Source organism: Ktedonobacterales bacterium, assembly GCA_036557285.1.
Classification (GTDB): domain Bacteria; phylum Chloroflexota; class Ktedonobacteria; order Ktedonobacterales; family DATBGS01; genus DATBHW01.
The window spans coordinates 1-15,965 of record DATBHW010000075.1 but is presented as its reverse complement, the minus strand read 5'-3'; the positions used below and the strand labels follow the sequence as shown (position 1 = coordinate 15,965).

Below are 15,965 nucleotides of genomic sequence, written 5' to 3'. Positions count from 1 at the left end.
TTCCCAGACTATACTGTAGAGGAGAGCGGTAAACGCGAGGAACGTCGGATGAGGAGGAAACTATCACCGATCAATCACTGGCTATAAAAAGCGCGCCAACCGAATCTGTAGGCGTCTCCGGCAAAACGCCAACAAAGCATAGCCCCACAAGCTTCCTGCCTCCATCTTCAGGGAGCATCGTCTTTAGCGTGGCGCTGCTGGGAATGATCCTGCTTGGACAAGGCGCTATCCCTGGCGGGGATGATCGTGTTGCGCTCCATTTGCGGCTTGGAAGCGATATATTGCTGCATGGTGGCCTGGTTCCCGCAAATACGCTTACCAGTGTCGGCTATGGGCAACCGCTGGTCGCCTGGGAATGGCTCTCCGATCTCATTTTTGCGGGCGTCTTGAGTCTGTTCGGACTCAATGGCCTGCTGGGGTTGGTAGGACTGATCGTTGCTCTCACCGCCATGTTCCTTTTGCGAGCCGTTCGCAAGCGCGGAACGTCGCTGCTGCTGGCGCTGCCCCTCACGGCAGCGGCGCTTGCGCTGACATCCATTGATTGGCAGGCAACCCCCCAAATCTTCTCGCTCCTCCTGGCTCTCTGGTGGTCTGAGCAGCTCTGGTCGTACTGGCAAAGCAATAATACTGGGCGCAAGCTCTGGCCGTTGCCGTTTGCGCTGGCACTCTGGGCGAACCTTGACAGCAGCTATATCGCCGGGTTGGTTGTATTGGGGACAGCAACCGCGCTGGTCTGGCTCTTCCCAAACGCCGCAAGCGCCCGCAATGTGGATGTGCGCCGCTGGCAGCTAACTCGTGTATTGATAGCGTGCCTTCTGGCGTCCCTCCTCACACCCTGGGGCTTTGCCGGACTGGCGCATGCTGGTTCTGTTTTCTCCAACGAACCGCTGTCAGGTCAGACGGGGGAAATACTCTCACCAGATATACACCAACTCTCCGGCCAACTGTTTCTCGCCCTGCTTCTGCTGCTGGGAACCTGTGGTATCTTGCGTGGCTGGCTGGCGGGAGGCCGTGCTGCTCATCCCGCTGACTTGCGAGCCACAGATAATGAGCGCCGACTGGCGCAGCTTGCCACTCGTGAACCTGGGGCGCTCGGCTGGGCGTTAGTAGGCGTTTTCACTGCCCTGACTTTCTTCTCTCCTTACTTTCTATCGCTCTGGGGCGTGATCGTTGCCCCTATCATGGGACGTGAACTTACATCCTGGATAGCCGAATGGGCCACCGCAGATAAGAATAAACGACTTACACAGTGCTGTCAGGCTCTGTTTCGCGGCTCCTGGAAGATTGAATCGCTGGAGGCTCACCTGCGCTCCAGCCTCCTGGGAATGCTGGTTGCTCTCTTTGTACTTGCCCTCCTCTTCACAGGAATGCTCCCAGGAGCGACAGCGCGGGGCAATGGCGCCCACTTTTCACCGACTGCCCTTCCGGTGGAAGCAGTACAAAACATCAAGCGCGGGGCAATCCCTGGCAGCGCACTCCCAAACGGCACAGGCTTTACCGTTTTGGAATGGTCCCATTACATTGAGTGGTCACTTCCCCAACGTCCAATCATGATTGATGCCAGAACCGACGCTTTTGACGAAAGCGCCCTGCACGATTATCAGGCATTACTTAACGGGCAGCCAGATTGGAATCAGATCATCAATACCTATGGGATTCGTTGGTTACTCATGCCAACCACTGTGCCGCTTGCCCAGGTCATCACTCTAGCGCGGAACTGGCTTTGCCAGGAGATAGATACCCAACATATCGCACTCTTATGTGTGCCTGCCCCGTCTCCGCCAGTAACCTGACCAATAAGAGCCACCTCTAAACCACTCTTGCTTGATAGAGTATAAAGAAGATGAAACTTCTGGCCTCTGCTTTGCGTTAAGCACTATGGAAATTAAAAAAGGTGAGGTACATATGTTTTGCCCACATTGCGGTTCCAATACTGTTGACGCGCATGGCGCCTGCCAGGAATGTGGAAAGGAAACGTTCGACTCCTCCACTGATCTGGAAGTTCAAGCGATCAGCGTTGGAGCAGCCGGAAATTGCCCCAAATGTGGCGCGCCGCTAGAGCAAGATGAGCTTTTCTGTGGTCAGTGCGGCGCTCGCGTGAGCATCGTACCCAGCAGCGGACCGGCTCTGGCTGATAGCCCAACAGCACGAGCCAGTACCCCACGAAGAGGGCGCGGGCGCCTTTCAGCTACAGGAAACGCGCAACGGGACCATTGGGAAAATGTGCCAGAGGATGAGTATGATGCGCCTACCGAAGCGTATCGCCATGTCCCGCCGCCTCGCTCAACTCCGCGAACCACTCCTGGTGGTGGCTTACCGAATCGTAGCCCGGCTCATCGGCCAGCTTCCACCGCGCGCCTGGCATCAGGCAAACCATACCTGGAGCAGCCTCCGCGCTCGCATATCGCTCTCATCGTTGGCTTGCTGTGTTTCCTGGCAAGCTTTATGAGCGGGGGAGCGGCCATCTGGCTGGCAGTAACCTCGCTCCATTGAGTTTCTTGCCACCACTATAACTCTTAAGCCATGCGATAAACTTAAGAGCGTAGATGGCTCATCTGTGAGGGGCGTCTACACCAGGCGATCTGACTTTTGCTTGTCTTGCTGCTAGCTTTCACGCTTCTTGGGTTTAGCGCCTCCAAGATAGCAGTCCCGGACCAGATGTGCTATGATGTTCCTATAGGGGACCGACATCTGTTCTAATAAAGAACCGCATCTTGCCGAAAATAACCTTGCCGCGAAGAATAACTTCTTAAGCTTCAATTGATAGACAGCGGCCCTACAACGGCGCAATTATGCGAATAGTTTGGGGGCCGACTCCTATCGCCCGCTTCCTATCGCTGTTTGAGCCTCTCCAGGCTAAATGATAGAGGCTAGATAGAACATAGAGGCTTGCGATGAGCGAAATCAGCCAGAACGGAGCCGATGTTTCCGGGGCCAATGAGCAGTCCAGGCCAACGTTGATGCTTATTGACGGCCACGCCCTGGTTCACCGCGCTTTCCATGCGTTCCCTGAAGACATGAGTACCCAGACCGGCGAGCCGACAAACGCGGTCTTTGGCTTTGCCCGGATGCTGCTGGATGCGCTGAAAAATATCCACCCTGACTACGCGGCGGTGACATTTGATCGCCCAACGCCGACTTTTCGCCATCTGGAGTTTGCTGGTTACAAAGCGCAGCGTCCGCCGCTGCCCGACACCATGCGCCCCCAGTTTGGCCGTATTCGCCAACTGGTCGAGGCGTTTGGCATGCCCATCTATGAACTCGATGGCTTTGAGGCCGATGATGTGATGGGTACGCTGGCCTGCCAGGCGAAAGAGCAGAGTGTCTCGACAGTAATCATTACTGGCGATCTGGACACGCTGCAACTGGTTGATTCATCGGTGCGCGTCACCTATGCCAGCAAGCCGCTGCGCGGCGAACTAGCCTATTATGATGAGGCCGCTGTCCGGGCGCGCTACAGCTTTGCGCCTGCAAAGCTCGTGGATTATAAAGCCCTGGTGGGCGATAAATCAGATAATATCCCCGGCGTTCCGGGCATCGGCGATAAGACCGCGACCAATCTGATTAACCAGTATGGCTCGTTGGAAGGCATTCTGGAGCATGTAGATGAACTGCCACCCAAGATTCGCGCCACCCTCAGCGAGCATGAGGCGCTGGCCCGCCAGTGCAAACGCCTGGCAACCATCGTCACCGATGTACCTATTACGCTCGATCTGAATGCCAGCCGCGTACAATCTCCTAACCGCGATGAGGTACTTTCGCTCTTCCGTGAACTAGAGTTTTATAGCATGGTTGATCGCGTTTCCCGGTTTGACATAGGCCAGGCTGGCGCGGTAACGGGCGCTGACGCCTCTATAGCAACGAGCGCCCCCAGGGCGGTTGTCAGCGGCGGCCAGTTCACCACTTCACCTACAACTGCTGGCGCGGCGGCTACCCCGGCCATTGGGCCTGAGCAGCTCAGCCTCTTTGTGCAGGATGAGGTGGAAGCCGAGGCTGAGCAGGGCGCAGACCTGCCTACCCCTGGCGTGCCGCGCATTTTGACTCCCGCTCAGACAGCGCCAGCGCATACCAACACGATGGTGATTGATAGCGAGGATGGGCTGGCAATTCTGGCGCGCAGCCTGCGGGCGAGCGGCGCGTTTGCTATCGATCTGGAGACATCCTCAGAGGATGCGCTCAATACCAGCATTGTCGGTATCTCGCTCTCGATGGGCAAAAACGAGGCATATTACCTCCCAGTGGGGCATGTGACGACCCCCAATGGGCAGGCGCCAGGCAGCCAGTTGCCGCTGGAGCGCGTGCTAGCAGCCTTGAAGCCGCTGCTGGAAGATGCGCAACTGAAAAAGTTCGGCCACAACGCCAAGTTCGATATGCTGGCGCTGGCCCAGCATGGTGTCTGGCTGCGCGGCCTGACGTGCGATTCGATGGTCGGCGCGTATCTCCTGAACCCTGGTCGGCGCGGGCTGGGGCTGAAAGATCAGGCGTTTGAGCATCTTGGCATTATCATGACGCCGATAACCGACCTGATCGGCAGCGGCTCCAAGCAGATCAGCATGGCGCAGGTACCCATCCGCGCCGCCGCCGATTATGCCGGGGCCGACGCGGATATGACGTATCGGCTGGCGGAAGTGATTGAGGCCAGACTGAAGGAGCGCCAGCTTTATAAGCTCTTCAGTGACGTAGAAATGCCCTTGATTCCGGTGCTGACACGCATGGAATTGGCGGGTATTCTGGTGGACCCGGTATTTCTGCGGCGCATGGCAGCCGAACTGGATGAGCAGATCAAGGCGCTGGAACAGGCGATCTATGAGGCCGTTGGGCATCAGTTTAATATCAACTCGACCAGGCAGCTAGGCGATATTCTCTTTGGCGAACTCAAGCTACCCCCAATCAGGAGGACAAAGACCGGCTATTCCGTTGATGCTGAAGTGTTGGATACGCTCAAAGGCGCGCATCCAGCTATTGATAACCTGCTGGAGTATCGCCAGTTAGGGAAGCTCAAGTCTACCTACGTAGACGGGCTGCTGCAACTGATTCACCCCACAGATGGGCGGGTGCATACCTCGTTTAACCAGACGATTGCCTCGACTGGCAGGCTCTCCAGCAGCCAGCCAAACTTGCAGAATATCCCGATTCGCACCGAGGTAGGACGCCGCATCCGCCGGGCGTTTCTCGCTGACCCTGGCTGTGTGCTGCTCACGGCGGATTACTCGCAGGTTGAACTGCGTATTCTGGCGCATATCACGCGCGAGCCTGCGCTGGTCGCAGCCTTTGAGCGCAATGAGGATGTCCACGCGGCCACTGCTGCGCGGCTCTATAAAGTCCCTCTGGACGAGGTAACGCCTGCCATGCGCCGCATTGCCAAAACCATTAACTTTGGCGTGCTGTATGGTCAGTCGCCCTTTGGCCTGGCGCGCGTCGCCGACATTTCGCAGACGGAGGCCAGCGAGTATATTCGCAATTATGAGGCAACGTTCCCACTGGTCAAAGCCTATGTTGAGGGGACAAAAGCCTTTGCTCGCTCTCAGGGGTATGTGGAGACGCTGCTGGGCCGCCGACGCTATATGCCTGATTTGCTCTCGCTGCCAATGGTACAGCGGCAAGCTGCTGAGCGCGAGGCGATCAATATGCCTATTCAGGGGACAAACGCGGATATTATCAAAATTGCGATGGTCCGGCTGCAACACCACTTTGAGGAGCTTGGCTTGCGTACCAGAATGATCTTGCAGGTGCATGACGAGTTAGTCTTCGAGGCGGCTGAGGATGAGGTCGAGTTGGTCAAAGGTCTGGTACGTGCAACAATGGAGGAGGCGATGACTTTGAGCGTGCCCCTCAAAGTTGATATTAAAATCGGCCCCAACTGGTACGAAGTCGTACCCGCAAAATAAGTTGTGAGGACAGGTATGCGAGTTTCTGAACGTATGCGGCAGTTGCCGCCCTATCACTTCGCCGATGCTGCGGCGCGTATCGCGGCCAAACGCGCCAGCGGCGTTGATGTTATCAGCCTGGCAATGGGCGATCCTGATCTGCCAACGCCTGATCCAGTGATCGAGCGTCTATGCGCGACGGCGCTTGAACCGATCAATCAGCGTTATCCCGAATACCTGGGCATGGTGGAGTTCCGGCAGGCGATTGCGCGCTGGTTTCTGGCCCGCTTTAAGGTGAGCCTTGACCCTGAGCGCGAGGTAGTACCTCTGATTGGCTCGAAAGAAGGGCTGGTACATCTCTCGATGGCGTTGCTTGACCCCGGCGATATAGCCCTGGTCCCTGATCCTTGTTATCCAGTCTATGGCGCTGGTTCGGCTCTGGCAGGCGCCAACAACTATAGCGTGCCGTTGATTGCTGAGCGGGGCTTCCTGCCCGATCTGGAGGCAATTCCCCCAGATGTCGCCCGCCGCGCCAGGCTGCTCTGGCTGAACTATCCCAATAATCCCACCGGAGCGATAGCGCCTGCCGAATTCTTTCATCAGGCTGTGCGCTTTGCCCAGGAGTACGATGTACTGCTGGCTCATGATATGGCCTATGCTGATGTGAGCTTTGATGGCTATCGCCCTCTCTCGCTGCTGGAAATCCCCGGCGCTCAGGATGTAGCCGTCGAGTTTCATTCCTTCTCGAAGTCCTATAACATGGCTGGTTTCCGGCTAGGTATGCTGGTGGGGAATGCCGAAGTAGTACAGGCGCTGGGTCAGTTGAAGACCAACATAGATACCGGCATCTTTCGCCCGCTTCAGTACGCCGCTATCGAAGCGTTATCCTTGCCGCCGGAGTGGCTTGCCGAGCGCAATCTCATTTACCAGCGCCGCCGCGATCTGCTAGTGGCAGCCTGTCAGAAGCTAGGGCTGCCAGTGGAGACACCAAAGGCGAGCCTCTATCTCTGGCCTGCCATCCCGCCAGGCCAGACTTCGCAAGAGTTTGCCTTCTCGCTGCTGGATCGCATCGGGGTATTTGTAACACCAGGCAGCAACTTTGGCCCTGGTGGCGAAGGCTATCTGCGCCTCTCGCTGACGGTTCCCGATGATCGGCTTGAGGAGGTGATTGCCCGTCTCTCTACGCTGCAAGCAGCCGCTGAGGTTGCGAACACCTGACGCTTTTGGCCTGTAGCGCCGCTGTCTCTGGGGGTGAACTGTTGGGTTGCCTGGGAGGCGCACTACAAGCGGGCTTGCCATAACATATGAGCATGCAGAAGCTGATTTAGCGTCCACCGCCAAGGAAATAGGCCAGCAGGATCAGCGCCGCTGCAATAGCGATCAACACTATAACCGGCTTGATGACAAGCAGCAGCGCATCTCCGGTTTGGCCCCGGCGCATCCGCACCCGTACAGGTGTCCAGAAGTCCGGCATCAGCAGCAGCCCCAGCAGCAGCCCCATTGACAAGCCACCGATATGGCCTGAGACGCTAATATTGCCATAGCCGAAGGTGAAGACCAGGTTGAGGACCAGCCAGAAGACCCACTGGCTGAGCATTGCCGAGCCAAATGCCCGCCGCTTGTACCAGAGGAAAATGCCCAGTGCGCCGAAAACACCGAAGATAGCGCCTGATGCGCCTAGCACAGCCGAGTCTGAGAGGAAAAGGACCAGCAGGCCACCAAAGATGCCTGTGGCAAAGTAGATAAGTAAATAGCGCCAGGGTCCGTAGACCTGCTCAACCAACCGTCCGATGAAGTAGAGCGATAGCATGTTCAAGCCGACGTGCAGCCAACTTTCGTGCAGGAACATGGAGGTCACTATCCGCCAATACTGATACCCTTGCACTACATCAGGTCTGTCCAGAATGCCCCAGATATAGATCTGAAACCTGGACTCAGGCACGAGAAATCCATTAGCAGGGATAGGGTTAAGGATATTGCCCGCCATCAGCCCGCAGATCAGAAAAATCACGACGTTGATAACAATCAGCGATGTCGTTACTATCGTGGAGTTGCGTGTGGCGAAGCGCGCCCGCGCCACCTGGCGGCGAACCTGCGATGGCGGCTGCCAGGGTTGCTCGCGGTATTTATCTATCGTTTCCTGTGACGGAGCGTTCGCAGTTGGGCGATCCGTTGATGGTTCGACCTTTTCGACCTTGGGGAAGAGCGCGGCAAAATCAACGTTGCCTGCCAGGCGCGCCGCCTTGGCTTCGGCGAGAGCCGCCTCATAATCTCGGCCAAGGCGATGGAGGCAGTAGCCGCGCAGCGCGTGGGCATAGGCTTGCCCTGGGTCTTCAGCAATGACTTTCTCCAGAGCGTCCAAAGCGCGATCATAGCGACGGTCCATAACAAAGAGCAGCGCCTGTGCCAGGTCTGCGTCTGGCCCTGATGGCGCCAATTCCAGCGCCCGCCGACAAGCCATATGCACCAGTCCATAGGAGCCAAGCGCCAGATTCGCCTGCGCCAGCCCTAGATGCCCTGCTACCAGATTCGGATCTATTTTCACCGCATGAGCAAAAGCCACCGCCGCGTCGCGCGCCTGCCCCTGAAGGAGCAGCTTCCTACCCTGCTCGGTATATTCCTGCGCTCCAACCGGAACTTCCATTGTATCCTCTCTTTAGTATCCAGGCATTCTTTACAATGGATACCTCAACACCAATATCTCACCTGATATACGCTCTGGCGCTGCTCAGGGTTCCACATTACAAAGCCAGTATCCGCCGCTTTCTGCATTATAGTGTATGCCGCAGCATTGCGCCAATGTTGCTAGCATCGAAGCGCGAATTATAAGTTCGCCTGCCTGGCGCAGGGTCAGTAAAAAGCGAGGGGGTGGCAGACAGCCAGTCACCCCTCGCCGTTGCATACTCATCCTACTTTTCGAGTTACCAGAAGCGGCTTCAGTGCTTTGCGCTTTCTTGCCGCTGTAAGTGGCCGCGCTTGCTAACTGCTATGGGCGGCTTCTCCGGCTGCTTGCGCCACCTCGGTTGGTGTCTTGTCAGCCAAAGTATAGCGCATTTTCGCCGCTGCCATTGCGTAGGCATCCAGATATTGCTCGGCCACAACATCCCAACTGACAACCTCTTGCAAATACGTGCGCGCGTGCGCGCCCAGTTCAGCGCGCACGTTTGCGCTGGTCATCAGCCGCAGCAGCCCCCGGCGAAGCGTCGCATCGTTGGAGAAGAGCAAGCCTGCCTCGCTTTCCACTGTCTGCGAAGTCAGCCCTTCCTGGGGAGCCGATGTAATATAGGGCTTGCCCAGCGCGAAGATACGTGCCATCGTACCCGATTGAGTCTCATCCAGAGATGGTAGCGCGACAGCATCAAAGCAGGCCATCATTTCATAATAGAGGTCGCCGCGCGGATCAAATTCGACATAGCGAGCAAGGCCGCGCCGCTCAAGCTCTTGCGCTTTGGCCCGACACATCTCAAAAAACGCGGTATCATTGGGATCGCGCATATTTCCGGCGCAAAGTAGTATCCACTCCTGGCCGGTCTGCTCCAGAACCGCGCGCCGCAAATCTTCCCACTGATCCAGAATCAAGTCCCAGCGCTTGTTGGTTTGTATCCAGCCAATCAGCCCCAGAACAGGTTTACCAACCAGTTCGTTCAGCCCAAGGCGGCGCTTACATGCTTCCGGGTCAAGGTTGAGCTTATCAGGGCGTGCGCCGTGCGGAATCACAATAACGTTTTCTGGTCGCTCGCGGAAATTCCACTCCATCCGCCAGCGCTGATAATCGCACTTAAGGATCAGGGTCGTGCAGGTTGCCACAAGCTGGCGTAGGAACTGCTCTTCTGCTTCGGTATATCGCCCGTGAACGGTGTGAGCTTCAACGAGAGTTGGAATACCAGCAGCGCGCAGCAGCGCGAGCAATCGGATGAACCGCTCGTTGTTATCTTTTTTGCCAGTGACGGGATCAATAGCGTGATAAAGTCCGTATTCATGCTCCAGATGGACGATATAAGGATTGAGTTGCTGAATAGAAGTGCTCACCATCTCCGGCCAGTTTGGATCTTCCTGGTCAAGGATCGGATGCACTTGTGGCCCCCGACCGTCCAGGTGTGACACGATATGAATTGGCCGCTCCGGCAGGTGTTTCCGTACAAATTCAAGCGCCTCTTCCGTAAACGTTGCAATCCCACACTTGCGCGGTGGAAAACTGCTCACGACGACCAGGGGCTGCCTCTGGCCCTCGTCCTCACCCACGTATGCTTCCCCTTCAGGAGAGATAATTTTGATCTGCTTTGACTTCAACGTATCCTCCTGGTCTTTAGGCCAGTATTGAAAATTGCGCGTTTCGTGCTACTACATTGTCAGCACTTAAAGAATTTGCCGCTATCAGATACATCCTTCACGCTACGAGCGAATCCTCCTGGCTAGAAGATGAGAGTACACCCTTCAAGGGTTGTTAAGTGGGATAGTCTAAGAAGATGAAGTGATGAGGCGCTAACCCCATTCTACCTTAAACTAACGCGCCTTCCCTACGGTTAGTAACGGCCCGAATGGTGATAGATCGCTCTGCGCAGATGTGGGCTTGTAGCCACAGGACATCCTGCCCTTCATCTCTGACCACAAACTCAAAGCGTCAAAATGAGTATTGACACACCTGCTTTGTCAATTATTGTAGCACAAGATCAAAGGCTTACCCAGGGTTCACGAACGATCATCAACGTTCATCGTACCAACGCAATCGGGCAAGCAGCGGCGCCGCTGCCCCAAAAGTACTACCTGGGTGATTGCTATACTCAGCCCTTTCCTGGAGAAACATAAGAGCAGAAGCTGCCGCTCATTCTGCTTTGCGCAGAATGGCGCGGGCTGGCGCGCCATCGCTTCGGGTAATCTTCAGTGGGAGGCAGATGAGGTCGTAAACGCCGGGCAGGATTTGGGCAAGGTTAAGCCCCTCGATGATCCAGATACCCGCCGCCAGGAGCGCACGATGTGTCTCTACCCCATCTTTTGTGAACCCCCCGACCGAGAGGTAATCTACGCCAACTGCCTGTACCTCAAGGGCAGCAAGATAGCGGGCAGCTTCCTGAGAGATATAGATGAAATCTTCGATAAAGTTGTCTGTGGTCCAGCACCGAGTCGAGTTTTGTGTTTTGAAGAGAATACGTTCGCCGCGCTGAAGCGCCTGTGGACGAAGCTCGTCGGGCTTAATGGATTCGGGGTCGTGGATTTCAATGACGCGCGCTGGTCCAATGGTGGCATCGAGAGGCATCTCATCGAGTCCCTTCCCTGCTTGAATAAAGTGCAGCGGGGCGTCCATATGCGTTCCGGTGTGCGATCCCATTGCCAGCGTCGAGACATTGCAGACATCGCCACGCTCCATATCTAACGTCCGGGCAATTTGCACTGAAGGGTTATCGGGCCAGTGAACCATGCCCATATAGAGCGGGACAGAAATATCAATCCAGGGTTGTGTCATGGCGGCCCTCCTACTATGAGAACGAAACTCTTACAAATAACAGTCTTCTCTATTTTACATCCGGGCAGAGGCCAACATCTTTGAGGGTCCACCTCTTGCAGGGGAAGGTAGTGCCAAAAGCGGATCCCGAGTGTTGACGACCTGGGGAGCAGAGACTCTTTTCAGGAAGGACCAGCGAACAATGGAAGCGCAAGACAGGTGGCAAAAGTCTGTCACTGCCCTCCAGCAAGAGCCAGCAGCAGACTTTACGATGCGGCGATTAGGCGTCATTGCAGCGCCGGAATCGGAGAACCCACATGAAGCCTGGGGGCTTATCAATCCTGGGGCAGCGCGTGGACGCGATGGGCAGTTGTATCTCTTTCCGCGTGTGGTGGCCGAGGGCAACTACTCGCGCATTGCCTTTGCTCGCGTGCTGTTTGATGCTCAGGGACGCCCATCGGGTATGAAGCGGCTGGGCTATGCCCTTGAACCAACCGAGCCCTATGAGCGCAACTCCAAATCGGGAGGAGGCTGCGAGGATGCGCGAGTGACCTACCTGCGCCCGCTTGATCTCTACGTGATGACCTATACCGCCTACTCGCTGCTTGGCCCGCGTGTCGCAGTGGCAATTTCCCATGATCTCTTCACCTGGCAGCGCCTGGGCTTGCTGCATTTTGCGCCCGGTTGCGCAGTTGATTTCAGCGCCTATGGCAATAAGGATGGTCTCTTCTTTCCAGAGGCGTTGCTAGATGAACGCGGACGGCAGAATCTGACGCTGATCCATCGCCCAACCTATCATGTGGCCCAGGCGGATGGAACTGTCCATGTCATTGTGCCGCCTGACGTGATGGAGCGCAGACAGAGCCTCTGGATGTCGCATATCTCGCTGGAGTTGGCGCAGCGCGATGTCCAGGCGCTCACCTGGGTGCAGGATACACATCTGTTGGTGACGCCAGAACAGCCCTGGGAAAGCATCAAGATTGGTGGCGGTACGCCGCCTGTGCTTTCCCGTCATGGTTGGTTAGTGATCTATCATGGAGTTTCTGGTCGGTTAGTTGAAGGGGGGCATCGGCAGGAGGAACTCCGTTACGCGGCTGGTATCTTGATTCTGGATGCGGCGAGCGCCGGAAGCGTTCTCTATCGTTCCTCTACCCCGCTGCTGACGCCGGAAACTCCAGAGGAGCGTGAAGGCATTGTGCCACATGTCGTTTTTCCGACGGGCATTGATCAGCGCCCGGAGCCAGACGACCCGGAGGGATTTGATGTGTACTACGGGATGGCCGATACACGCATTGGGGTGGCACGGCTAAGCATACCTGCAACACTGCCGCTGGGCGGCTAGATGCGGAACTGGTGCTATAGGTGTTCTCTGCGTCGAATGGTGGTTGGTACCCCCAGCGGAATTCGAATCCGCGTCGCCACCTTGAAAGGGTGGTGTCCTAGGCCTCTAGACGATGGGGGCAAATAGTTCGCGCCTCTCGGCGCCAACAGTTACATTCTACCCGCCAGATGAGTGACCTGTCAAGCCCCGGTACTTAACGCGAGCGGCTGCGCACAGCGCGTTCGATTTCGCGCTGCGCGTCGCGCTGGGCGATGGATTCGCGCTTGTCATAGAGCTTCTTGCCCCGGCAGAGGCCCAGTTCGACCTTGGCATAGTCGCCTTTAAGATACAGCTTCAGGGGAATGAGCGTCAGACCCTTTGTCTGGACTTTGCCGATCAAGCTGTTGATCTGACGACGATGCAGCAGCAGCTTGCGGTGGCGCAAGGGTTCGTGATTCATATACGTCCCTTGCTCGTAAACAGCAATGTGGCTGCCCTCCAGCCAGACTTCGCCGTTTTTAACGCGCGCGAAGGCGCCGCGCAGGTTCACCTTGCCATCGCGGATAGACTTGATCTCGGTGCCTTTCAGCGCGATTCCTGCTTCGAAGGTTTCATCCACAAAATAATCGTGGTACGCCTGCCGGTTGACCGTTATTACTTTCACATCATTTTGCTGTGCCATGTTGAGGATACCGTTTTATCTAACCCGTTGTGAGTGGTTATTAGCCCACACCAACCGCAGCTTTTTGCAACCAGATGAATCGCCTCTTGACGAAGGCTGCTCAAACACTTACAACTCTATAGCAGGGATGGGGAAATATCGGTGTGGCGCTGCTGCGCATAACTTTGTATATGCCTTGTGAGTATATCCCCTGTTATAATACCCCGCTGAATGGCCGGAAGCAAGAAGTAATAAGCGAAGCAGAACCCTGGCGCTCGCCTTGAGTGAGCGAAGCCAAAGGGTGCTTGTTCCGGTTGAGGCGGCCTGAAGGGGCGGGCTGTTGCGCCCTGAAAGGAAAGAAGCGATCTGATGTTTTATCGGCTTGGTCTGGCAATGGTCAGGCGACGCTGGCTGATTTTAGGCGTCTGGTTCCTGGTCGTTGCGATGGCGCTCCCATTTGCCCCGCGTATTACCTCGGTGTTACAGTCTGGTGGCTTCTCCAGCCCTGATATGCAATCTCAGCAGGCGGTTGATCTGTTGGTGCAGAAGCTGCATTATCAACTGAACGCAGTGCAAATCCTCTTTTCCAGCCAGACGATGACGGCTGATGACCCTCGATTTATTCAAGAGGCGAACGCAACCCTGGATGGGCTGAGCAAGTGGCCGGAGGTCACTGGGATCGTGCCGTTTACGGAAAATCCTCATCAGGTTTCGCGTGATGAGCATGCGGCGTATACCATTGTGCTGCTCAAGGGCGACCCGGACCGCGCGCCTCAATTGCTGCCTACGTTACAGAGCAAGCTGGGGCATCCGCATGATTTACGGGTGCAGGTGGGCGGCGGTCCGGTCTTCTACGAAGATATTCAGAGCGTCAGCGAACAAGACTTGCGCCGGGCAGAGTTTCTGGCGTTCCCGTTTGCGCTTCTGGCGCTGATACTGGTCTTTCGCTCGCTGGTGGCGGCGGCGCTGCCAGCCATTGTCGGCGGGTGCAGCGTGGGAGTCTCTTTTGCGCTGGTGTACTGGCTGGGAACGATGACACCGATCTCGATCTTCGCGCTGAATGTGATTACCCTCTTTGGTCTGGGCCTGGGCGTGGATTATTCGCTGTTTGTCGTAAGCCGCTTCCGCGAGGAATTGCAGCGCGGCAAGCCTGTGCCAGAGGCGATTGCTGCCAGCGTAGCGACGGCGGGTCGGGCAGTCTTCTTTTCGGGCGTCGCGGTCTCGATTGGCCTGCTGGGGTTGACGGTCTTCCAGGTGAATATGCTGCGTTCGGTGGGACTGGCGGGCATGGTCGTTGTTGCCACGTCCATTGTTGCTGCGCTGTCGCTGCTTCCGGCTGCGCTGGGAGTATTGGGTACGCGGGTAAATGCGTTTCCGGTGCGCCTCTCCTGGCTCTGGCAGCGGCATCAGCGCACCACAAAGCAGCACCATTCGGCGTTGGGCGCGGAGCATGAGGGCTTTTGGGGGCGGCTGTCGCTTCTGGTAATGCGCTATCCACTGCGGGTCTTCGTGCCGGTGCTGGCAGTTCTGGTAGTCCTGGGCCTGCCGTTCCTGAATGTGCGCCTTGGTGCGCCGGATGCCTCGATTCTGCCGCAGAGTGTACCATCGCGCCAGGCATATGACGTGTTGCAAACGCGCTTTGAAAGCAATGAGACGACGCCTATCTTGTTGGCGATTCAGACACACGGCCAGGCGCTGGACCAGCGCAATCTGGAGGCGCTTGACGCTTATGTTCGCCAGCTTGAGGCCGACCCCCGCGTGCAGCGCGTGGATAGCATTGTCTCGCTGGACCCTCGGCTAACGCTGGCGCAGTATGAAGCGATGTACAGCCATCCCGATCTGATAGCCGATCCATATATTAAAGGCGCGCTGACGACGCTCGTGGCTAGTGATACGACGCTGGTGCAGGTGGTCAGCAAGTATGGGATGCTGGATACGCGCTCGGAGGCGCTGGTGCAGGCGATTCGCAATACACCCCCGCCGGGCGGCATCCAGGTGCTGGTAGATGGCGGGACGGCGGGCGTGATTGATTACGTGAATACGCTCTATACCGATTTCCCGCGCGCTTTGCTGCTGGTGGCGCTGATCACCTATGTGGTGCTGCTGCTGCTCTTCCGCTCGGTGGCTCTGCCGCTGAAAGCTATTGCCATGAATACGCTTTCGATCCTGGCGAGCTACGGCGCGTTGGTCTTTGTCTTTCAGGAGGGCCATTTCAGCAACCTGCTCAACTTCACGCCGTTGGGCTACGTCGAGGCGTCAGCGCCGATTCTGATGTTCTGTGCGCTCTTTGGCCTCTCGATGGACTACGAGGTCTTTCTGATCGGGCGGGTGAAGGAGCAATGGGAGCGCACGGGCGATAACACGGGTGCCGTCGCGCATGGGCTAGAGCACACGGCGCGGGCGATTACCTCGGCGGCCGCGATCATGGTGGCCGTCTTCGCCTCCTTCGCCTTCACCCATGTCCTTGAGACGCAACAGTTGGGCTTCGCGCTGGCGACCGCTATTCTAGTGGATGCGACCATCATCCGCGTCATTCTGGTACCCGCGGCGATGCGCCTGATGGGCCATTGGAACTGGTGGTTCCCACGCGCCCTGGAGCGGATCGTGCCTCAGGTGCGCCTGGCCGAAGGCGCGGAGGTGTCAGAAAGCGACACAGGTGAGCCAGTGATGAGCCGC

10 protein-coding genes and 1 tRNA gene are annotated in these 15,965 nt (G+C 56.9%); 6 read left to right on the top strand and 5 right to left on the bottom strand.

Annotated features, from left to right (window positions below):
* Positions 1-188 precede the first annotated feature (188 nt).
* The 4 genes from VH599_20415 (at position 189) to VH599_20400 (ending at position 7,085) form a co-directional block, all read left to right on the top strand.
* The gene (locus tag VH599_20415) at positions 189-1,793 is read left to right on the top strand and encodes a hypothetical protein (GenBank protein HEY7350685.1); all 1,605 of its coding nucleotides are present in this window, start codon (positions 189-191) and stop codon (positions 1,791-1,793) included.
* A gap of 112 nt (positions 1,794-1,905) precedes the next feature.
* On the top strand, positions 1,906-2,493 hold the full coding sequence (locus tag VH599_20410; GenBank protein ID HEY7350684.1) for a zinc ribbon domain-containing protein: 588 nt from the start codon (positions 1,906-1,908) through the stop codon (positions 2,491-2,493).
* A 401-nt stretch (positions 2,494-2,894) separates the two neighbouring features.
* Positions 2,895-5,888: a DNA polymerase I gene (gene polA, locus VH599_20405; protein HEY7350683.1), complete on the top strand. Its 2,994-nt coding sequence runs from the start codon at positions 2,895-2,897 to the stop codon at positions 5,886-5,888.
* Positions 5,889-5,903: 15 nt separating this feature from the next.
* Positions 5,904-7,085 (top strand): LL-diaminopimelate aminotransferase, encoded by a 1,182-nt coding sequence (locus VH599_20400; GenBank protein HEY7350682.1) that lies wholly within the window; start codon positions 5,904-5,906, stop codon positions 7,083-7,085.
* A 106-nt stretch (positions 7,086-7,191) separates the two neighbouring features.
* On the opposite strand, the gene VH599_20395 is transcribed toward VH599_20400, so the two are convergent.
* The 3 genes from VH599_20395 to VH599_20385 all read right to left on the bottom strand — a co-directional run bounded on the left by VH599_20395 (position 7,192) and on the right by VH599_20385 (position 11,328).
* On the bottom strand, positions 7,192-8,511 hold the full coding sequence (locus VH599_20395; protein HEY7350681.1) for a rhomboid family intramembrane serine protease: 1,320 nt from the start codon (positions 8,509-8,511) through the stop codon (positions 7,192-7,194).
* A 335-nt stretch (positions 8,512-8,846) separates the two neighbouring features.
* Entirely contained in the window at positions 8,847-10,157 is a 1,311-nt protein-coding gene (locus tag VH599_20390; protein ID HEY7350680.1) for a glycosyltransferase, read from the bottom strand.
* A 532-nt stretch (positions 10,158-10,689) separates the two neighbouring features.
* Entirely contained in the window at positions 10,690-11,328 is a 639-nt protein-coding gene (locus VH599_20385; GenBank protein HEY7350679.1) for a cyclase family protein, read from the bottom strand.
* A gap of 181 nt (positions 11,329-11,509) precedes the next feature.
* Between VH599_20385 and VH599_20380 the strand changes: the two genes are divergently transcribed.
* Positions 11,510-12,649 carry a hypothetical protein gene (locus tag VH599_20380; GenBank protein ID HEY7350678.1) on the top strand — a complete coding sequence of 380 codons (1,140 nt, stop codon included), beginning with the start codon at positions 11,510-11,512 and terminating at the stop codon, positions 12,647-12,649.
* Between the two features lie 44 nt (positions 12,650-12,693).
* Here VH599_20380 and VH599_20375 read toward each other — a convergent pair.
* Positions 12,694-12,769 (bottom strand) — tRNA-Glu (locus VH599_20375).
* Between the two features lie 73 nt (positions 12,770-12,842).
* Positions 12,843-13,310 (bottom strand): SsrA-binding protein SmpB, encoded by a 468-nt coding sequence (gene smpB, locus VH599_20370; GenBank protein ID HEY7350677.1) that lies wholly within the window; start codon positions 13,308-13,310, stop codon positions 12,843-12,845.
* Positions 13,311-13,658: 348 nt separating this feature from the next.
* Between smpB and VH599_20365 the strand changes: the two genes are divergently transcribed.
* The coding region (locus VH599_20365; protein ID HEY7350676.1) for an MMPL family transporter at positions 13,659-15,965 on the top strand (2,307 nt) is incomplete at its 3' end.

Coding starts and splice junctions, on each gene's coding strand:
- VH599_20395 (HEY7350681.1), bottom strand. CDS start 8,511: ATGGAAGTTCCGGTTGGAGCGCAGGAATATACCGAGCAGGGTAGGAAG.
- smpB (HEY7350677.1), bottom strand. CDS start 13,310: ATGGCACAGCAAAATGATGTGAAAGTAATAACGGTCAACCGGCAGGCG.
- VH599_20385 (HEY7350679.1), bottom strand. CDS start 11,328: ATGACACAACCCTGGATTGATATTTCTGTCCCGCTCTATATGGGCATG.
- VH599_20410 (HEY7350684.1), top strand. CDS start 1,906: ATGTTTTGCCCACATTGCGGTTCCAATACTGTTGACGCGCATGGCGCC.
- VH599_20400 (HEY7350682.1), top strand. CDS start 5,904: ATGCGAGTTTCTGAACGTATGCGGCAGTTGCCGCCCTATCACTTCGCC.
- polA (HEY7350683.1), top strand. CDS start 2,895: ATGAGCGAAATCAGCCAGAACGGAGCCGATGTTTCCGGGGCCAATGAG.
- VH599_20380 (HEY7350678.1), top strand. CDS start 11,510: ATGGAAGCGCAAGACAGGTGGCAAAAGTCTGTCACTGCCCTCCAGCAA.